22 protein-coding genes are annotated in these 19129 nt (G+C 69.0%); 14 read left to right on the top strand and 8 right to left on the bottom strand.

Annotated elements, in window-relative coordinates:
- The first annotated feature begins 23 nt into the window (after positions 1-23).
- Together C8D87_RS24785 and C8D87_RS24780 are read left to right on the top strand one after the other, a co-directional pair.
- Positions 24-1403 (top strand): phospholipase D-like domain-containing protein, encoded by a 1380-nt coding sequence (locus C8D87_RS24785; RefSeq protein WP_112228549.1) that lies wholly within the window; start codon positions 24-26, stop codon positions 1401-1403.
- A gap of 22 nt (positions 1404-1425) precedes the next feature.
- Entirely contained in the window at positions 1426-1998 is a 573-nt protein-coding gene (locus C8D87_RS24780) for a VOC family protein (RefSeq protein WP_112228548.1), read from the top strand.
- Here C8D87_RS24780 and C8D87_RS24775 read toward each other — a convergent pair.
- Positions 1995-2870, bottom strand: a complete 876-nt coding sequence (locus tag C8D87_RS24775) for an NAD(P)-dependent oxidoreductase (RefSeq protein WP_112228547.1) — start codon at positions 2868-2870, stop codon at positions 1995-1997. The two genes, C8D87_RS24780 and C8D87_RS24775, sit on opposite strands and share 4 nt — an antisense overlap.
- A gap of 121 nt (positions 2871-2991) precedes the next feature.
- On the opposite strand from C8D87_RS24775, the gene C8D87_RS24770 reads away from it, so the two are divergent.
- From C8D87_RS24770 to C8D87_RS24755, 4 genes are read left to right on the top strand one after another with little or no spacing between them, the layout of a single operon-like run.
- A complete protein-coding gene (locus C8D87_RS24770; protein WP_112228546.1) occupies positions 2992-3354 on the top strand; it encodes a winged helix-turn-helix transcriptional regulator in 363 nt (120 codons plus the stop codon).
- 23 nt (positions 3355-3377) lie between these two features.
- Entirely contained in the window at positions 3378-3683 is a 306-nt protein-coding gene (locus tag C8D87_RS24765; protein ID WP_112228545.1) for a helix-turn-helix transcriptional regulator, read from the top strand.
- Entirely contained in the window at positions 3680-3979 is a 300-nt protein-coding gene (locus C8D87_RS24760) for a hypothetical protein (RefSeq protein ID WP_146771855.1), read from the top strand. The genes C8D87_RS24765 and C8D87_RS24760 overlap by 4 nt, the downstream gene beginning before the upstream one ends.
- 48 nt (positions 3980-4027) lie before the next feature.
- Positions 4028-4639 (top strand): VOC family protein, encoded by a 612-nt coding sequence (locus C8D87_RS24755; RefSeq protein WP_112228543.1) that lies wholly within the window; start codon positions 4028-4030, stop codon positions 4637-4639.
- Here C8D87_RS24755 and C8D87_RS24750 read toward each other — a convergent pair.
- On the bottom strand, positions 4608-6620 hold the full coding sequence (locus tag C8D87_RS24750; protein WP_233440059.1) for an ATP-dependent DNA helicase: 2013 nt from the start codon (positions 6618-6620) through the stop codon (positions 4608-4610). The genes C8D87_RS24755 and C8D87_RS24750 overlap by 32 nt on opposite strands.
- A gap of 52 nt (positions 6621-6672) precedes the next feature.
- The gene (locus C8D87_RS24745; RefSeq protein WP_170166569.1) at positions 6673-7461 is read right to left on the bottom strand and encodes a TIGR04222 domain-containing membrane protein; all 789 of its coding nucleotides are present in this window, start codon (positions 7459-7461) and stop codon (positions 6673-6675) included.
- A 167-nt stretch (positions 7462-7628) separates the two neighbouring features.
- On the opposite strand from C8D87_RS24745, the gene C8D87_RS24740 reads away from it, so the two are divergent.
- Entirely contained in the window at positions 7629-9518 is a 1890-nt protein-coding gene (locus C8D87_RS24740; protein WP_112228541.1) for a PA domain-containing protein, read from the top strand.
- On the opposite strand, the gene C8D87_RS24735 is transcribed toward C8D87_RS24740, so the two are convergent.
- The 3 genes from C8D87_RS24735 to xrtP all read right to left on the bottom strand — a co-directional run bounded on the left by C8D87_RS24735 (position 9515) and on the right by xrtP (position 12064).
- Positions 9515-10090 (bottom strand): biotin transporter BioY, encoded by a 576-nt coding sequence (locus C8D87_RS24735; protein ID WP_233440060.1) that lies wholly within the window; start codon positions 10088-10090, stop codon positions 9515-9517. The genes C8D87_RS24740 and C8D87_RS24735 overlap by 4 nt on opposite strands.
- A gap of 88 nt (positions 10091-10178) precedes the next feature.
- A complete protein-coding gene (locus C8D87_RS24730; RefSeq protein ID WP_112228704.1) occupies positions 10179-11501 on the bottom strand; it encodes a glycosyltransferase in 1323 nt (440 codons plus the stop codon).
- A gap of 44 nt (positions 11502-11545) precedes the next feature.
- Positions 11546-12064 (bottom strand): exosortase P, encoded by a 519-nt coding sequence (gene xrtP / locus C8D87_RS24725; protein WP_407656995.1) that lies wholly within the window; start codon positions 12062-12064, stop codon positions 11546-11548.
- A 293-nt stretch (positions 12065-12357) separates the two neighbouring features.
- On the opposite strand from xrtP, the gene C8D87_RS24720 reads away from it, so the two are divergent.
- The 4 genes from C8D87_RS24720 (at position 12358) to C8D87_RS24705 (ending at position 15454) form a co-directional block, all read left to right on the top strand.
- Positions 12358-13140 (top strand): choice-of-anchor P family protein, encoded by a 783-nt coding sequence (locus C8D87_RS24720; protein WP_109640029.1) that lies wholly within the window; start codon positions 12358-12360, stop codon positions 13138-13140.
- Positions 13141-13151: 11 nt separating this feature from the next.
- Positions 13152-13343 (top strand): LPXTG cell wall anchor domain-containing protein, encoded by a 192-nt coding sequence (locus C8D87_RS24715; RefSeq protein ID WP_112228540.1) that lies wholly within the window; start codon positions 13152-13154, stop codon positions 13341-13343.
- A gap of 66 nt (positions 13344-13409) precedes the next feature.
- Positions 13410-14582: a non-hydrolyzing UDP-N-acetylglucosamine 2-epimerase gene (gene wecB / locus C8D87_RS24710; RefSeq protein WP_112228539.1), complete on the top strand. Its 1173-nt coding sequence runs from the start codon at positions 13410-13412 to the stop codon at positions 14580-14582.
- Positions 14583-14824: 242 nt separating this feature from the next.
- Complete coding sequence (locus C8D87_RS24705; RefSeq protein WP_112228538.1) at positions 14825-15454, top strand: hypothetical protein; 630 nt, start codon at positions 14825-14827, stop codon at positions 15452-15454.
- On the opposite strand, the gene C8D87_RS24700 is transcribed toward C8D87_RS24705, so the two are convergent.
- Together C8D87_RS24700 and C8D87_RS24695 are read right to left on the bottom strand one after the other, a co-directional pair.
- Complete coding sequence (locus C8D87_RS24700; RefSeq protein ID WP_109640032.1) at positions 15451-15990, bottom strand: isochorismatase family protein; 540 nt, start codon at positions 15988-15990, stop codon at positions 15451-15453. The genes C8D87_RS24705 and C8D87_RS24700 overlap by 4 nt on opposite strands.
- The gene (locus C8D87_RS24695) at positions 15987-17276 is read right to left on the bottom strand and encodes a nicotinate phosphoribosyltransferase (protein WP_109640033.1); all 1290 of its coding nucleotides are present in this window, start codon (positions 17274-17276) and stop codon (positions 15987-15989) included. The genes C8D87_RS24700 and C8D87_RS24695 overlap by 4 nt, the downstream gene beginning before the upstream one ends.
- 79 nt (positions 17277-17355) lie before the next feature.
- On the opposite strand from C8D87_RS24695, the gene clpS reads away from it, so the two are divergent.
- From clpS to C8D87_RS24680, 3 genes are read left to right on the top strand one after another with little or no spacing between them, the layout of a single operon-like run.
- Positions 17356-17655: an ATP-dependent Clp protease adapter ClpS gene (clpS, locus tag C8D87_RS24690; RefSeq protein ID WP_109640034.1), complete on the top strand. Its 300-nt coding sequence runs from the start codon at positions 17356-17358 to the stop codon at positions 17653-17655.
- A complete protein-coding gene (locus C8D87_RS24685) occupies positions 17652-18209 on the top strand; it encodes a DUF2017 domain-containing protein (protein WP_215732468.1) in 558 nt (185 codons plus the stop codon). The genes clpS and C8D87_RS24685 overlap by 4 nt, the downstream gene beginning before the upstream one ends.
- A complete protein-coding gene (locus tag C8D87_RS24680; protein ID WP_112228537.1) occupies positions 18206-19117 on the top strand; it encodes a P1 family peptidase in 912 nt (303 codons plus the stop codon). The genes C8D87_RS24685 and C8D87_RS24680 overlap by 4 nt, the downstream gene beginning before the upstream one ends.
- Positions 19118-19129: the final 12 nt, after the last annotated feature.

The raw sequence follows: 19129 nt of genomic DNA, 5'->3' as shown, positions 1-19129 counted from the left end.
CTTTCCGGGTAAATCCGCCCTTCGTGGGCTTACTCGACGTGCTCGACGCGCGGCTCGGTGACGGGCTGGAGAACGTGCTTTGCTCCCACCACGCCCGAAGACTTCGGAAGCTGGGCTGGGGAGAGGTTCTGGACGGCAACGGCACGGGGTGGTTCACCCCTCGCCGGACTGTCCAGCACGGCAACAAGATCGAGGTTCTGATCGACGGTGCCACCGCGTTTCCCGCTGTGGCGGAAGCGATCGAGAACGCCCAGAAGTACGTCCACATCGCGAACTGGCACGCCTCCCCGGACTTCCAGCTGACCCGCGAGCCGGGCGCGCCGCAGTTGCGCGAGCTGCTCTCGGCTGCGGCGGAACGGGTGCCGGTGCGCGTGCTGCTGTGGGCGGGCCCGCCGTTCCCGTTCTTCGAGCCGACGCGCAAGAGGGCCGCGGCGGCGCAGAAGGCGTTCCTGGAGTGCGGTGCCGTCCGATGTGAGCTCGACGCCCGCGAACGAACCCTGCACTGCCACCACGAGAAGATCGTGATCGTCGACGACGTGGCGTTCGTCGGCGGCCTCGACATGACGGCGGTGGAGGGCGACCGGCACGACTCGCCGGAGCACCCACCGCGTGACCTCGGCTGGCACGACCACGTGGCCCGGATGGAGGGACCGGTGGTGGCCGAGGTGGCGGCTCACTTCGCCGCGCGGTGGCTCGAGATCGCGGGGGAGACCCTGCCCGCTCCCGAGGTGCCGCCGGAGGCCGGATCGTCGTCGGTGCAACTGGTGCGGACGATCCCCGAGCGGACCTACGGCTTCGCTCCGCACGGCGACTTCACCCTGCTCGACTCGTACCTGCGGGCGCTGCGCTCGGCCAAGTCGCTGATCTACGTGGAGAACCAGTTCCTGTGGTCACCGGAGATCACCGAGGTGCTGATCGAGAAGCTGCGGAACCCGCCGACGCCGGAGTTCCGGATGGTGCTGTTGCTGCCGCAAAAACCCAGCAACGGCGCCGACACCACCCGCGGGCAGCTCGGCCGGTTGATCGACGTGGACACCGAGAAGCGGCTCGTCGCGGCAACGCTCGTCTCGCACGGTGACGCGCCGGTCTACGTGCACGCCAAGCTGTCCATTGTGGATGACCAGTGGCTCTCCATCGGGTCGGCGAACCTCAACGAGCACTCTTTGTTCAACGACACCGAGGTCAACGTGGTGACCGATGACGCAGAGGTGGCGCGTTCGACGCGGCTGCGGTTGTGGGCGGAGCACCTGGGCGCGGACGTGTCAGGTCCGGTGGACGACGTCGTGGACAAGGTCTGGCGGCCCGCTTTGAAGGGGCCCTCGCGGGTGATGGAGCTGCCAGGGGTGTCACGGCGCGCAGGAAGGCTGCAAGGACCGTTACGCGGATTGCTGGTCGACGGCTGATCTCTGGGTCTAGTTTGGCGACGTGGCCAACGAGGTGACGATCCCGCTGCTGCCGTGCGCCTCCATCGACGAGGTCGCCGAGTTCTACGTCATGCTCGGGTTCACCGTCACGTATCGGCAGTACCGGCCGAACGCGTACCTCACCGTGCGGCGTGAGGAGATCAACCTCCACTTCTTCGGCATTCCGGGCTACGAACCGGAACGCTCGTACAGCTCGTGCCTGATCCAGGCGGAGGACCCGCGCGAGCTGTACGAGGCGTTCGCGCACGGCATGCGCGCGGTGTACGGGAAGGTGCTGCTCACCGGCATCCCGCGGATGACGCGCCCGCGCCGGGACGGGTTCCTCGTGGTCGACCCCGGTGGCAACTGGGTCCGGGTCGTGCCTGTGGTGCGGGAGCGGGAGCCGGCGCGCAACGGGCTGACGCGGGCGTTGCGCAACGCCGTGACGCTGGCCGGGTCGCACGGGGCGGAGCGGCGGGCGTTGAAGATCCTCGAAGGGGCGTTGGCGCGTGAGGTGCACGCGTCGGAGGAGGAACGAGAGTCGGCGCTGGAGTTCCGCGCCGAACTGATGGAACGGCTCGGACTGCGTTCCTAGGCCGGTTGCTTGATGCTTTCGATGATCCGGGCGAAGCCCTCCTTGCCGTGGCCCGCGTCGATCTGTCGCTGGATGAGCTGCTGGACCATGCTGATCACCTCGGTGCTGATGCCCTGGTCGGCGCTGGCGGCAACGATGTGGGTCAGATCGGAGAACTCCAGGCTCTGTTGCCCCTCGACGGTGTAGTCCCCGCCGTCGATGACCGCGGCGTACCCCTCGAAGCCACCGGTCATCGCGGTCAGCCACGGCGCGGCGGCCTTGGCGAACTCGGTCGCCGTGATGCCGGCCGGGGCGACCATGGCGGCGCCGTGCAGGAAGCCGGCGAACATGACGTACATGCCGGAGAGCAGGGCGAGGTCGTACAGCGACGCCAGCCCGGCGTCCTCGCCGAAGTAGGTGCTGGTTCCCCACAGGTCGAGCAACGCCCTGTGCTCGTGGAAGACCTCGGCCGATCCGCTGTAGAGGATCGACGACTCCGGCCGGCCGATCATGTGCGGCACGGCCATGATGCCGCCGTCCAGATAGGCGATCCCGGCGTCAGCCGCCCAGACGGCCGACTCGCGGGACTGGGCCGGGGTCGTCGTGGTCACGTTGATCAGCGCTCGGCCGGCGAGGTCGCCGGTGAGCGGATCGAGCACCTCGTGCACCGATGCGTCGTCCAGCAGGCAGGCGATCACCACCTGGCTGTCCCGGACCGCGTCGCCGGCCGTGGCCGCGGCCTTGCCGCCGAGCGCGACGAGATCGTCCGCCTTGCCCGGTGAACGGTTCCAGACCGTCGTCGGGTAGCCCGCCTCGATCAGGGCGGCGGCGAGGACGCTGCCCATCGCTCCCAGCCCGAGAACGCTCACCTGGACGCTGTGTTCCACTGCCATTTTCCGGATTCCCTCTCGTGTTGATCGTTCGTTGGAATCCTCTGCGGTGCGGATGACGTTGACCAGTACGGACTATTTGGTGGGGTACTCACTCGCGAGTAAGCGGCTCTTGGGGGTTCGGATGGCAGCACGACGTGGTCCCTACATCTGCGGCATCGACGCCGCGATGGACGTGGTCTCCGGCAAGTGGAAGTCGTTGATCCTGTGGGAGTTGCACCACCACGGCACCCGCCGGTTCGCCGAGCTTCGGCGCGGTCTGCCGGGCGTCAGCGAGAAGATGCTGATCCAGCACCTGCGGGAGATGGAGGAAGACGGCCTCGTGCACCGCGAGGTGTACGCCGAGGTGCCGCCGAAGGTCGAGTACTCCCTGACGGAGCACGGGGTCTCGCTCAACGCCGCTCTGGCCGCACTGGGGGCGTGGGGCTCCGAACGCATCCGGCGGATCGGGGCGGAGAGGGTTTTCGTGGACGTTGCCACGGCTTAATCTATATAGGTAGTATTGGCGGCGTGGAGCCACTGCAACGCATCGGCAAGGCCACCGTCGACGTGCTCGAGGTGCTGCTCGGCACCGACGAGCCGCGCTGGGGCCTGGAGATCATCAAGCTCACCGGGCGGCCGTCGGGCAGCGTCTACCCGTTGCTGGATCGGCTGGAGCGGGCCGGCTGGGTCACGTCGTCGTGGGATGACGACGCGGAACGGCGTGGGCCGCGGCGGCGGATGTACCGGCTGACGCCGGAAGGTGCTGCCGAGGCTCGGCGGGTCGTCGCGCGGGCCGCTCCGGCGCCGCGTCTGGTGCCGAGGGCGGCGCAATGAGGGTGGCACTGGCGTTGGTGCGGTTCGCGGCGGCGGTCGTTGGTGATGACCGCTATCGCGAGCAGTGGGAAGCGGATGTTGTTGGGGCGCACGAACTCGGCATGTCGCCGTTGAGGGTGGCGTTCGGAGCTCTGCGCGCTGTTGTCGCCATACCGTCGAAAGGGGTTGCTGTGGCTGGAATTGGGCCGTTGGGCATCGCGTTGAAGCACGCGCAGACGCCGCGTGGGCGAGTGCTCGCGATCGCCGTGGTGTCGGCGTTGTTGTTGCTCGGCGGAGTCGCGATGCTGTTCGCATGAGCAAATAGCTCGGTGTCGTTTCGGCGGAGGCGGGCTTAGCTTCGGGCGGTGGCGAACGAACTGACGATTCCGGCCCTGCCCTGTCCCGACATCGACGAGATCGCGTCGTTCTACGAGATGCTCGGCTTCGAGATCACCTATCGGCAGACGCGGCCGAACCCGTACGTCGCGGTGCGGCGTGAAGATATCAATCTGCACTTCTTCGGCATGGACGGCTACGACCCGGCGCAGTCGTACAGCACGTGCCTGATCATCGTGCCGGACACGAGCGAGCTGTTTGAGGCGTTCGCGGCGGGAATGCGTGCTGTGCACGGGAAGTTGCTCATCTCCGGCATTCCGCGGATGACCCGGCCCCGGTTGCGCAACGACAGGTACACCGGGTTCACCGTCATCGATCCGGGTGGCAACTGGATCCGGATCAACCGCGCGACCCAGGAACCCGAGGCGACGACCAAACTGGCCAAGGCCATGGAGGACGCCGCCCGGCAGGCGGACGCGCGCGGCAACGAACGCCAGGCGTTGAAGATCCTCGAAGGTGCTCTCAAACGCGCTGATGGTTCCGAGGCGGAACTGCAGGAAGCCCAGCAGTTCCGCGAGGAGCTGATCGAACGGGTCAACGCGTCTGTTTCTAACGAGTCTGGGCCGCGTCCAGGCGCTTGAGCGCGGCGCGGACCACCTCGGGGTCGTAGGTCGTCCAGAACGGGGGGAGTGAGGCCCTGAGGAAGCCGCCGTAGCGGGCCGTGGCCAGCCTGGGATCCAGGATGGCCACCACGCCCTTGTCCGACATCGACCGCAGCAGCCGGCCGGCTCCCTGGGCGAGCAGCAGGGCCGCGTGGGTCGCCGCGACCGTCAGGAAGCCGTTGCCTCCGCGCGAGTTGATGGCTTTCTGGCGCGCGGAGGCCAGCGGGTCGTCCGGGCGCGGGAACGGGATCCTGTCCATGATCACGAGCTGCAGCGACGGGCCGGGCACGTCCACGCCCTGCCACAACGACAGCGTGCCGAACAGGCACGTGCGCTCGTCCTCGGAGAACTTCTTGACCAGCAGGCCCGTCGCGTCGTCGCCCTGGCACAGGATCGGGAAGTCGAGCTTGTCCCGCAACGCGTCCGTGGCCGCCTTGGCCGCCCGCGTCGACGAGAACAGGCCGAGTGCCCTGCCTCCCGCCGCGTTGACCAGTCCCTCGATCTCGTCGAGGTACTCGGGCGGCAGCCCGTCACGGCCCGGCTGCGGCAGATGCCGTGCCACGTAGAGGATTCCGCTCGTGCCGTGCTGGAACGGCGACCCGACGTCGAGCCCCGTCCACTTCGGACCCTCGACGTCCTTGATCTCCTTGTCCGTCGCCGCGCCCTCGATCTTGCGCACCTGCTCCGACGGCGGCAGCCCCCACTGGCGCGCCATCGTGTCGAAGGCGCCGCCCAGCGTGAGCGTCGCGGACGTCAGCACCGTGGTGCGCTTGGCGAACAGCCGCTCCCTGAGCAGCCCGCCCACCCCGAGCGGCGCGACGCGCAACACCGGCGCCTTCTGGTTGAAGTCGCCCGACACCCAGACGACGTCGTGCTCCTCGCCGAACGCCTCGAGGATCCGCACCGCGCAGTCGTGCACCTCTTCGAGCAACGACAACGCGAGCTTGCGCGCCGTCGCACCCTCCACGTCCTCCTTGCGTTCCGGCCCCATCGCCGACACGCAGTTGTGCGCCGCGTCGCGCGTGGCCGCCAGCGCCCCGGCGAGCGCTCTCGGCAGCGTGTCGAGGCGGCCGGACGGCATGTCCTCCAGGATCATCGCGAGCCCGTCGCTCGCCTCGGCCAGCCGGTCCGCGATGTCCTGGTCGATCAGCCGGCCGCACCGGCGCGCGGCCATCGCCACGGACGCCCCGCTCAGCTCCTCCGTCGCCACCGACGTGACGCGGTCGACGAGGTCGTGCGCCTCGTCGATCACCACCACGTCGTGGTCCGGCAGAACCTGGTAGCCCTCCAACGCGTCGATGGCGAGCATCGCGTGGTTCGTGACCACCACATCGGCCTTGCCCGCCTGCGCACGCGCCCGTTCCGCGAAGCAGTCGGCGCCGATCGGGCACTTCGACACGCCCAGGCACTCGCGCGCCGTGACGGACACCTGCCGCCACGCCTGTTCGCTGACACCGGGCACGAGCTCGTCCCGGTCGCCGGTCTCGGTGTCCGACGACCACTCGTGCAGCCGCTTCACCTCACGCCCGAGCCGCGACACGGCGAACGGGTCGAACAGCCCGGCGTCCTCCGGCTCGTCCGGCGCGCCGTTGTGCACGCGGTGCATGCACAGGTAGTTCCTGCGGCCCTTGAGGATCGCGTACGTGGGCTCGCGGCCGAGCTCCTTCTTGAGCGCCTTGGCGAGGCGCGGCAGATCCCGGTCGACCAGCTGCCGCTGCAGGGCGATCGTGGCCGTGGAGACCACCACCGTCTCGTCCTCCGCCACGGCGTGCCTGATCGACGGCACCAGGTACGCGAGCGACTTGCCGGTGCCCGTCCCCGCCTGGACCGCGAGGTGCTCACCGGTGCGGATCGACCGGTCGACGGCCTCGGCCATCTCCACCTGGCCGGGGCGCTCGGCACCACCGACGGCGTTGACGGCTGTCTCGAGCAGGCTCAGGGTGGGGGGAACTTCAGGCACGGGACAGACCGTACCCGGCAGGTCCGACAGTCCCCGTCAGGCATCGCGGACTTCAGTCGCCGCCACCGCCGCCGCATCCACCACCGCAGCCGCTACCACCGCTGTCGCCGCCGCACGAGCTCGACGAACAACCGCTCCCGCAACTGCTGCTCGACGACGTCTCACGCGCGGGCAGCAGCCCTGCCATCGCGGGCGTCAGCCCGACCAGCCCGGCGACCGCGACCCGGCCGATCCTGCCGCGCAGGCCGAGCACCGCGACCGCGTTCAGCGGGTCGTGCGGGGAGACGTGCCGGCCCGCCCGGTTCACCAGCTGGTAGCCGGCCCTGGTGCGCAGCCGGCCGGGATCGCGCGCTTTCAGCGCCGACGCCCACACGATCAGCGCCGCCCCGGCGGCGAAGAAGGCCCAGCGCGGGACTTCGGCGAGCCGCGGCACCACGTCGGTCAGGAACCCGGTGATCTCCGGGAAGACGAGGTCGGCGAACCCCAGCAGCACGAGACCGATCCCCAGCAGGAACAGCCACGGGTACAGCCGGGGCCGCCACGAGCGCCGGCGCCGCAGCAGCCCCCGGTCCGCCAGGTGGGCGCGCAGGCCCGCGGCCTCGGCCGAGGCCGCGGCATCGCGCAGGACCTCCTCCAGGTACCGGCGGCCCCGCAGTCCGTTCAGGATCTGCGCCTCCAGCGGTGTCGCCGGGCGGCGGCCTGGCAGGTGGACGGCGGTCACCACGCCCTCGCGGGAGATCCGCACCAGGCCGGCGTGCAGCAGCCTGGCCAGCGCGACCTCGGCGGCGCGCGCGGGACCGCCGGCGAGACAGCCCAGCTCTTCCGGGGTATGCGTTGTCACGCGGATTTCTCGGCTGCGGACCTCACGTCGTTACGTCGTGGAGGATCCGGCCGAACAGCGCGAACCCGCACACGGCTACTGGACCGAATCAGGTCCGCAGACGCTTGTGTTCCGACAAGAAGCGACGGAGAGTGACGCGGCTCACAATGCACCAAAAGGAGGCACTCGTGTCCTCTCTCCGCCGCAGACCGGTACTCCTCGCAGCGCTCTCCGCGCTGATCCTCATCACCCCCGCCGCCGTCGCCCACGAGGCGGGCGGCTCCACCTCCACCGACGGAGGCATCGACCACGCCGAAGCCACCCACGGCCACCACCAGCACGGAGGTGACCACGGGCACCTGCCCGCGAGCAAAGCCAACGTCAAGGTCGTCGGCAAGGCCGCGATCAACCAGGACACCGAAGGCCGCGTCGCCGACGTCGGGGTCCACAACGGCTACGCCTACCTCGCGGCGTTCCGGGACCCCAACTGTCAGAAGGGCGGCGTGTACGTCTTCGACATCAGGGACCCCGCCAAACCCAAGCAGATCAACTTCATCCGCACCGGCCAGGACAGCTACGTCGGTGAGGGCTCCCAGGTGGTCCGCATCGACACGCCGAAGTTCACCGGCGACGTCCTCGCGTTCAACAACGAGATCTGCGGTACCCACCTCAACACCACCACCGTCGGCGGCGCCACCCTCGTCGACGTCACCAACCCCAAGGTGCACAAGTACCTCGCGCAGGGCTTCGGCGACTTCGATCCCGTGAGCCGCAACGCCGCCGGCCTCGCACACGAGGTGCACAGCGTCTTCATCTGGGACGCGGGCGACAAGGCCTACGCGGTGCTCGTCGACGACGAGGAGTTCGCCGACGTCGACATCTTCGACATCACCGACCCGCGCGCGCCCGTGATGATCGCGGAGTACGACCTGTTCGAGCGGTTCCCGCAGATCCTCCAGGCGGCACCGGCGAACCTGGTCGAGGTCTTCCACCACGACATGATCGTGAAGGAGATCGCGGGCAGGCAGGTCATGCTGATCTCCTACTGGGACGCCGGCTACGTGAAGCTCGACGTCACCAACCCGCTGAACCCCGTCTACCTCGGTGACACCGACTTCGCGAACCCCGACCCCGAACTGCTCGAGTCGGCAGGCATCGTCGCCGCACCGGAAGGCAACGCGCACCAGTCCGAGTTCACGAAGAACAACGACTACGTCATCGCCGCGGACGAGGACTTCGGTCCCTACGCGCTGAAGGCCTTCACCGATGACGGCACGAGCTTCGGCGCCAACCAGGGCGACCTGACGCCGCAGCTGGCCGCGGGCCAGACCCTGTCCGGTACCGGGATCTACGTCGGCCGAGCGTGCGACGTGGACACCGCGGTGCCCGCCGCGCCCGCTGCCGGCACCGGCCAGATCGCCGTTGTCACCCGCGGCGCGTGCACGTTCACCGAGAAGCTTGCGAACGTGGTGGCCGCCGGTGGCTACGAGGCGGCCGTCGTGGTCAACCGCGAAGGCGAGTGCGGCGCGTTCGGCATGACGCTCGAGGGCACGTTGCCCGCGTTCTCCGTCGACCGCAGGACCGGCTTCGGCTTCTTCGACAAGGAGGGCGAGTACGACGAGGCCCAGTGCCTCGCCGGCGGCGACACGGAGCAGGGCAGCCTGATCCCCGGCCTCGCCATCGGTGCCACGGGTGACGTCATCACCTTCAGCTCGTCGTTCGACGGGTGGGGCTACGTGCACCTGTACCGCAACAACGAAGGGAAGATGGCCGAGCTCGACACCTACGCCATCCCCGAGGCGCACGACCCGGCGAAGGCGTCCGGGCACGGCGACCTGTCGGTGCACGAGGTCGCGACCTCACCGACCCGCAACGACCTCGCGTACCTGTCCTACTACTCGGGCGGTCTCCGCGTCACGAAGATCGTGAACGACAGCCTGGTCGAGGTCGGCCACTTCATCGACGAGGGCGGGAACAACTTCTGGGGCGTCCAGGTGTTCTCGCACAACGGGAGGGAGTACGTCGCGGCCAGCGATCGCGACTACGGCCTGTACATCTTCGAGTACACGGGCAACTAGTTCATCCGCTTGACGAGAGCCCAGGCGGTGGGCAGCACGCCCGCCGCCAGGGCGATCTTCACGGCGTCGCCGATCAGGAACGGCAGCACACCGACGGCGACGGCCTTGCCCAGGCCCATCCCGGCTGCGGCCATCAGCCACGGCACACCGACGCTGTAGATCACCAGGTTGCCGAGCACCATGGTGCCGACCGTGCGCAACGGCGTGCGGTCGCCGCCGTGCTTGGCCAGCGCGCCGACGAGAGCACCCGCGAACACGAAGCCCACGACGTAGCCGAGTGAGACGGGCGCACCCGACGTACCGCCCTGGAACCACGGCACCCCGGCGACCCCCGCGATCAGGTACAGGAGCATCGAGGTCGCGCCGCGCTGCCAGCCGAGAGCGGCACCGACGAGCAACGCCGCGAACGTCTGGCCGGTCAGCGGCACCGGGCTGCCCGGAATCGGCAGGGCCACCTGCGCGGCGAGGCCGGTGATCGCGGCACCTGCCACCACCAGGGTCAGGTCGCGGACGAGTGCGCCCGGCACGAAGTCGGCGAGCACGGTGCGACGGGGCGCGAGTGCGAGAGCCACAGTTCCCTCCCTGGCGGATAGGCGAGTGAACTGAGGTTAACCAGGGCGGCTCGAGAACGTCTTTGTCTGATGTCCACAAAGTGACAGGTCACACATCGAGGGCGACCTTGCCCGCCGCTCGCTCGGTGTTCCGGCGGGTCTTGGTCCAGCCGTTGTTGCCGCGCACCAACCGGAACAGCGCGCGCCACGACGTGATGTAGAAGGTGTAGATGTACAGCGCGTAGCCGAACCCGTACCCAATGGACTTCCAGAAGCCCACGGGCACACAGCGTGCGCGATACACCGGTCCCCACAGGACGAACGGCAACAGGCCGAACGCGCCGTACACGGTGAAGAGGATCCACGCGCCGTCGAAGAACCACGCCACGACTTCGCCAGGTGAGACGGCGAACCGGTAAGCCATGAGGGCCATCGGGATCGGGTAGATCAGGGTGCCGAGCAACTGCATCCACGGCTGCGCGAGGTAGTACATCATCTCGGCGGCACCGAGAGTCGTCAGGTGCTCCGAGTCCCAGATCCGGCGCAGATAACGCATGCACTGCATGGTTCCCTGGCCCCAGCGCGTGCGTTGGGCGAGGAAGCGCCGCAACGAGTACAGCGCCTCCTGGTTCACGTGCGTGTCGAGCGTGAACCCGGTGTGCCAGCCCGCGGTCAGCAGGTGCACGCCGAGCTCGAAGTCCTCCAGCAACGATCCGCGCCACGGGCTGCCGGTCGGCCCGGCGATCGAGTCCAAAGCGGACAGACGGGTGAACTGGCCGTTGCCGCCCATGGAGATCGTGCCGGTGGCGCCGCGCGACATCTGGATCGCCGCGATGGCCGTGCGGAACTCCAGGTCCTGCATCCGCACGAGTCCGGCGCCGAACGTCCTGCGCCACCACGACACTCCGGGCTGCCGCTGCCCGGCGTTGATCATCCGCACGTCCACCTGCACGGCACCGATCCGCGGGTTGCCGAAGAGGTGTTGTGCCGCGCAGACCTCCAGGCAGTTCGGTGCCGGGCGGCCGTCCGCGTCGACCACCACGATGATCGCGCGGTCCGTGTCCGCGCGTCGGCCCATCCACAGCTTCAGCGTGCGGTAGGCGTCGTTCAACGCGTTGCCCTTGCCGGTGCGGGCATATGGGCGTTGGCGCTGCACCAGATGGATGTGCGGATCGCGGACACCGCCGTTGCGCCGCAACGCCCGCACGACACCAGCGGTGCGGTCGTCGGAGTCGTCGTCGATGACCCACACGTGCGCGATGGGGAACATCGTCCGCAGGTACCTGATCGTGTCGCCGATGACGGCCTCTTCGTCGCGGCACGGCACGAAGAAGTGCCACTCCAACGAGTTCGGCACGCCGACGGGGGCGGGTTTGCGCCGCAGGTACGGCACCACGATCACGAACACGTACGTCACGAAGGCGACGCTCATGGTCAGAGCGAGCGCCTGGGTGAACCCGAGAACGAGGTCGAGGCTCACCTGCGGGTGGCCAGCCAGACGAACGCCACGAGTGCGGCCGCGCCACCGAAGACGCTGACCATCGAGCCGAGCAGCGTGTGTCCCCAGTAGTAGCCGGTGTCGACGCCCAGCCAGTTCACCAGGCCCACGAGCGTGAGCACGCGGAACTGGTTGACGACCACGACCGCCAGCCCGGCGATGCCCAGGGCGAGCAGCACGCGGTGCTGGATGCGCGGGCGCAGCGCGATCATCACGGCGCCCACCACGATCAGCGGCAGCAGCAGGAACGCGGACGTGCACTCCGGCGTCATCCGCAGGCCCAGCGGCGTGTCCGAACCCAGCCCGAAGTACACGGTCTGGCGGTCGGGGACCACGTCCACCCCGTACGAGCTGATGACGCCGAGGATCGCGCCGGACAGCGAGATCTCCGCCGTGCGGTACAGGCGGTGTGCGAACACGAGTCCCGCGGCAGCGGCGAGCAGGACGACCACCGTCACCCGGCTCGGGAATGCGGTGCGGCGCACGGCAAGCGTCACCCGAGGATCCTTTCCACCGATTGAGGGAGCGCCCAGACGGGCTACCTGACGTTCCATCGGTCGACGCAACGTCAGCCCGCACCCCCGGATCGGGTGACGCCGTAACCGGAAATTGATCAAAAAACCCACGATGAGTGGCGTTCGTTGGGCGAGTTGGGTGGTCGTGTCCCCCGATACGGGGAGTAACCCTCAGTTCCCTCGAAAGAAAGCCGATGCCGGTAATTGCCCCGGAAAGCGTGAACCAGATTGGTTCGACCATGCCCAGGGGCCGGAGGAATGACGGAAGGAGTTTCATGCGTGTCCGAATGACGGGACTGGCCGGAGTGGTTGCGATCGCAGCTCTCTTGGCCGGTGCCGCGCCTGCTTCGGCCGCTCCGGGGGACGCCTCGGCCTACGGTGCCAAGCTCAGCGTGACGCTGCTCGGCAACCCCGCGGTCAACGCGGAACCGTTCGCCGCCGCCAACGCGAACGGGCCGACGCAGAACACGTTCGCCGGCGTCGACCTCACCGGGATCCTGAAGACCGGTGTCATCAACGCCTCCGCGTCGCGGGACGACAAGTCCGGTGGCGTGTACTCGCGGGCGAGCACCGCGGACGTCCGGGTCGACCTGCTCAGCAAGGTCACCGGCAAGATCTCCGCCGAGCTGGTCGAGGCGGAGTGCACGGCGACCCAGAAGGGTCTGGCCGGCAAGTCCAAGCTCGCGGGCGTCAACCTCGGCAAGCTCGGCCAGGTCAACGCCGACCCGGCGGCCAACACGGTTCTCGACGTGCAGCTGGCCGGCATCAAGATCGCTGAAGTGATCTTCAACGAGCAGATCAAGAACAACGACGGCAGCCTCACCGTGAACGCGATTCACATCAAGCTGCTGCAGGGCAAGCTCGGGTCCATCGGCACCGGTGACGTGATCATCTCGTCCGCCACGTGCGGTCCCGCCGGCCTGCCCATCCCGATGGCGTCGGGTGCGGGCCTGTGGATCGGCCTCGGCCTGCTCGGTGTCGTCGCCGCTCCGGTCGCTTTCGTGGCGCTGCGCCGCCGCGCGTCGCTCAAGTCCCAGCCTCACTTCGGGCAGGCCTAGAGGAGCGGCAGATGTACAAGGTCCCCGGTACCGGCGTCGGTGTCGGCACGGGCGTCGGAGCCCTCGCGGTCACCGGCGCGGACGTGACGTGGTGGATCGTCGCGGGAATCGTTCTTCTGGTCGCGGGTGCGTTCCTCATGCACTCGACGCGCAGGAAGCGCCGTGCCGTCGCCGTCAAGGCCAGACCGAACCGAGCTGGCTGACACGGTCCGCCTGGGGTTGCCCCCGCTCCCAGGCGGACCACCCGGTCTCCCCGAGAGAGGACAACGGTGAGCAAAGAAGTTCTGCTGGTGGCGGGTACCCGGCCGGAAGCCGTCAAGATCGCCCCCGTCGCCATCGCGTTGAGGGGGCACCCCGGCCTCCGCCCCACAATCGTCCACAGTGGACAGCACGCCGGCATGGTCGAGCAGGCGCTCAGCGCGTTCGACCTGGTGCCCGACGTGCGGCTGGACGTGCCCAGGGTCAACGGAACCCAGGCCGAGCTGGTCTCCAGGTTGCTGCCCGAGTTCGACGCCGTGCTCGAGGAACGCGACCCGGCGGTCACGCTCGTGCAGGGCGACACCACCACGACCCTGGCCGCGGCGCTCGCCTCCTTCTGGCGCGGAATCCCCGTGGCGCACCTCGAAGCCGGTCTGCGCACCGGTGACCTCTACGGCCCGTTCCCCGAGGAGGGGAACCGGCAGATGATCTCCCGCATCACCTCGCTGCACCTCGCGCCGACCGACGACGCCGCCAACGCGCTGAACGTGGAGTCCCTGCCGGACAGCCACATCGTCGTCACCGGCAACACCGTCGTGGACGCCGTGCAGCGCGTCGCGGCCGCCGATCTCCCCGCGTCCAGCCCCGATCTCGTCGCGCTGGAACGCACCCTGGACGCCACCGGTGGCCGGCTCATGCTCGTCACGGTGCACCGCCGCGAGTCGTGGGGCCGCCCGCTGATGCGCGTGCTGAACGCCGTGCGCGCCATCGCCGACCGCCACCCCGACGTGCACGTGCTGATCCCCGCGCACCCGAACCCCGGTGTGCGCGAACAGGTCGTGTCGTTGCTGGGCGGGCACGAACGCGTCGTCATCACCGACCCGCTGGACTACCCGGACCTCGTGCGCGTGCTGCGGCGCGCGGCCCTCGTGCTGACCGACTCCGGCGGCATCCAGGAGGAAGCGCCCACGTTCGGCGTGCCGGTGCTGGTGCTGCGGGAGACCACCGAACGCATGCTCGCCGTCGACGCCGGGTGCGCCTGGCTCGTCGGCACGGACACCACCCGCATCCTCGCCGAAGCGGGATGGGTGCTCGGCTCCCGGCTGCGGCTTCCGCTGGGGCGCAACCCGTTCGGCGACGGGCGTGCCGCCGTGCGGGTGTGCTCCGCGTTGGAGAGGCTGGCGGGCCTGCCGACTGCTCTGCCGCGCCGGGAGCCGTTCGCCACGCTCGTCGGCGTGAGGTGAGCCGGCGCGAGTGAGATTGCCGTCAATTCGAGTGGCGAAAGCGGGTGATCCTCAGCTTAATCGTGACTTCCTTTGGTGACGAACAGCTCGCCTGTCACTCGGTCGTGTAATTGCTAATTCACGAACGAGTGGCATGGGGTGCCGAGTTGTTATCTGCACCGCGCATCACAACCATTATCAGGTGCACAGAACAAGAGCCAAGGGGAGGGCGAACAGTGCACAAGAGTTTGATCGCAGGAGCCGTGATCGCCATGGCCCTGGCGAACGCGGCCCCTGCGTTCGCGAGCAACCCGCCGGGCACCGCGTCCGCCGGTTCCGCCGACTTCGCCAAGGCGGACCAGACCTTCAAGGTCGAACCGCTCGCCGTGTGCGACGTGAACCCGGACCAGGCGGGCACCGTGACCGGGTCCAGCCCGGCAGTGAGCAGGAGCGGGCTCAAGATCGGTGAGACCAGCTCGGCGTGCACGACCGAGGTCGTGAACCCGGACGAGTTCATCACCAAGACCAGGTCCGTGGCCACGGGCAAGGCCTTCGAGCTGTCCGCGCTCGTCGCCGCGAAGGGCCCGCGGCTCAAGATCGGTGAGTGGAAGATCACCTGCGAGGCCACCGACGCCGGCACCAGTGCCGGGTGGGAGCTCAAGGGGATGTCCGGCTGGACCGGGCTGCCGCAGCAGATCTCGTCCGGCTACGTGCACGACATCAAGGCGGGCAACGGAACCGTGCTCGCCAGGGCCAAGTTCACCGACACGGTGTTCCCGGTGCCGAACGACGGCAGCCTCAGCATGACGCTGCTGAAGATCACGTTCGAGCCGTCGTCCGGTTACACCGGAAGCATCACCATCGGCACCACGGCCTGCACACCGACGCCTTAGGCGACAAGCACACCCGCGGCGCGCAGCTCGGTCAGAGCGGCGTCGCGGGTGTTCTCGGCAACGGCCGCGGTGAGGCCGGCGAGCACCGTCGTGCGGAACCCGTTGCGCTGGGCGTCGAGCGCCGTCGCGCGGACGCAGTGGTCGGTCGCGATGCCGACGACGTCCACATCGGTCACGCCCCTGTCGGTCAGCCACCCCGCGAGGTCGTTCTCCGCCTCGAAACCCGAGTAGGCGGCGGCGAAACGGCCCTTGGAGAAGACCTGCTCGACCGACGACACGTCCAGTTCCGGGTGGAACGACGCACCGGGCGTTCCCGCGACGCAGTGCGCGGGCCAGGTGTCGACGTAGTCCGGGGTCTCGGAGAAGTGCGAGCCCGGATCCACGTGGTAGTCGCGCGTCGCCACGACGTGGTCGTACGACGACGAGGCGATGTGCTGCGAGATGGCCGCCGCGACGGCCGCACCACCGGCGACGGCGAGCGAACCGCCCTCGCAGAAGTCGTTCTGCACGTCGACGACGATCAGTGCCTTGGTCATCGGGACTCCTCCAGGTAGACCGTCGGGATCGCGGGCTCGCCGCGCGAGAGCTTGAGGCCCTCCCACGGCACGCTCACCAGTGCCGCGCGCAGACGTTCGCGGCTCTGCTCCAGCGTGGGGACCTCGGGGGTGACCTGTCCAGCGCGCATCAGCGGGATCTGCACGAGCTTGTCGAACTTGCCGAGCTCGGGCTCGGCGGACGCCTGGAACACGACCTCTTCCAGTGCGGTGCCGGTGTCCTTGTGCCGCCGCAACGCCTTCTTCCAGCCGCCGCGCGACTGCTTCGACGTGCTGCGCTTCTCGACGTGCCTGCCGTCGACCTCGACCAGCTTGTAGACCATGCCCGCGGTCGGTGCGCCGGAACCGGTCACCACCGACGTGCCGACGCCGTACGCGTCCACCGGTTCGGCGCGCAGGGCGGCGATCGAGTACTCGTCGAGGTCGCCCGACACGACGATCCGGGTGTTGCGCGCGCCCAGCGAGTCGAGCTGGTCACGTGCCTGCCTGGCCAGCACGCCAAGGTCGCCCGAGTCGATCCGGATCGCGCCCAGGTCGGGACCGGCGACGGCGACGGCGCTCTTGATGCCCTCGGTGATGTCGTAGGTGTCGACCAGCAACGTGGTGCCGGCGCCCAGTGCTTCGATCTGGCTGCGGAACGCCTCTTCCTCGCTGTCGTGCAGCAATGTGAACGCGTGCGCGCACGTGCCCGCCGTCGGGATGCCGTGACGGCGGCCCGCTTCCAGGTTCGAGGTCGCCGTGAAGCCCGCGAGGTAGGCCGCGCGGGCACACGCCACGGCGGCTTCCTCGTGCGTGCGCCGCGAGCCCATCTCGATCATGCGGCGGCCGTTCGCCGCGGTGACCATGCGGGCAGCTGCGGACGCGATGGCGCTGTCGTGGTTGAGGATCGAGAGCGCGAGCGTCTCCAGCACGACGCCTTCCGCGAAGGACGCCCGAACCGTCAGCACCGGCGAGCCAGGGAAGTACAGCTCGCCTTCCGGATAGCCGTCGATCTCCCCGGAGAACCGGTAGTTCGCGAGCCAGTCCAAGGTCGCGTCGTCGACCACGGCGTTCCGGCGCAGCTGGTCGATCTCCTCCTCGCCGAAGCGGAAGTTCTCGATCGCGTCCAAAAGACGGTTCACCCCTGCGACGACGCCGTAGCGGCGGCCGTCGGGGAGCCTGCGGGCGAAGACCTCGAACACGCACGGACGGTCACCGGTCCCGTCACGCAGCGCGGCCGCGAGCATCGTGAGCTCGTAGTGGTCGGTCAGCAACGCCGTCGAGTTCATGGTCGCCAACCCTAAGGTCGCATCCGGTTTAGCCGCATGCGGTCTCCGCCACTGCGGCGAACATGACACCATTGGCGGTATGACCACGCCCGTCGAACAGGAACGGACGCAGCCAGAGGCCATCGGCGAGGAGATCGCCGCGGAGGACCGGCCTTGGCAGACCGTGGTCTGGAACGACCCGGTCAACCTCATGTCGTACGTGACGTACGTCTTCCAGAAGCTGTTCGGCTTCAGCAGGGACAAAGCGACCAAGCTGATGCTCGACGTGCACCACAAGGGCAAGGCGATCGTGACATCGGGCACGAAGGACAAGGTGGAGGCCGACGTGGCGAAGCTCCACGCGGCGGGGCTCTGGGCGACCATGCAGCGGGCCTCGTGAAGCGGTGGATCCGCGACGGTGACGTCGTCATCGGCAGGCTCGACCGCCAGGAAGCGGCGGTCGTCCGCGGTCTGGTCAGCCAGATCCAGGACATGCTGCTCGCTCGCGCCGAGGAGGCGCCGCAGGACGAGCTCGCCGAGCTGACCGGCATCAGAACAGGCCCGTCGGAAGCGCCGGATGATCCGATCCTGGGCAGGCTTCTGCCTGATTTTCATCGGTTGGACGACGACGCACCGGATCCGGACGAGGTCAACTCGGCGGCGGCGCTGCGGTCGTTGCACGAGCCGGAGCTTCTGGACCACAAGACGGGTGCGGCCGAGATCGTGCTGCAGACCTGCTCGCCCGACGGCGGCGAGATCCGGCTCTCCATCGGTGAGGCCGAAGCGTGGCTCGCGTCGCTGAACGACGTGCGCCTCGCCCTGGGCACCGCGCTGGACGTCACCGAGGACATGCCGGACGAGCTGCCGCCGGAGGACCCCAGATCGCCTCACCTCGGCGTCTACCACTGGCTGACCTGGGTGCAGGACACCCTGGTCGACGCGATGATGCCGTGATCCCCGGCGTCCTCGTCGGGCACCACCACCGGATCGAACCCGGCTGGGCCACCGGCACCACCGTCGTACTGGTGCCCGCCGGTGCGGTCGGCGCGGTCGACGGTCGCGGCGGTGCGCCGGGCACCCGCGAGACGGACCTGCTGGACCCGGCGAACCTCGTGCAACAGGTGCACGCCGTCTGCCTTTCCGGCGGTTCGGCGTACGGGCTGGCGGCCGCGGACGGTGTGATGCGGTGGCTGGCGGAACGGTCGATCGGCTTTCCCGTCGGCCCGCAGCCGCACCACGTGGTGCCGATCGTGCCGGGTGCGGTGATCTTCGACCTGCCGATGTCGTCCTGGGGCAACAGACCGGATTCATCGTTCGGCTATGCGGCTTGCGAGGCGGCTGCCGAGGAGTTCGCGCTCGGCTGCGTCGGTGCGGGTGCCGGTGCCCGGGTCGGGTCGTTGAAGGGCGGCATCGGGTCGGCGTCGACGACGGTCGGTGCGCATCGGATCGGTGCCCTGGCCGTGGTGAACGCGGCCGGCGAGGTCGTGGACCGCGCGACGGGCCTGCCGTGGCTGCCGTCGCTCGGCACCAGCGCTGTCGCGTTGCCCGAGCGCAAACCCGAGGGCCTCAACACCACGATCGGCGTGGTCGCGGTGGACGCGGCACTGTCCAAAGCGGAGTGTCAGCGGCTGGCGATGGCCGCGCAGGACGGTCTGGCGCGCGCGGTGCGGCCCGCCCACTCCATGTTCGACGGTGACACGGTGTTCGCGCTGGCCACGGGTGCCGTGCCGCTGGCTGAGCCGCGTCCGTTCGCATTGGACGCTCTCTGCGCGGCGGCAGCGGAGATGTTCGCGGAGGCCGTGGTGTCCGGTGCCCGCGAAGCCACGTCGCTGAACGAGGTCAAGGCGTTCCGCGACCTCTGAGTGGGTAGCCGT

It is taken from the genome of Lentzea atacamensis (genome assembly GCF_003269295.1).
Lineage (GTDB): Bacteria > Actinomycetota > Actinomycetes > Mycobacteriales > Pseudonocardiaceae > Lentzea > Lentzea atacamensis.
This window is presented reverse-complemented; position numbering and strand designations above follow the sequence as displayed.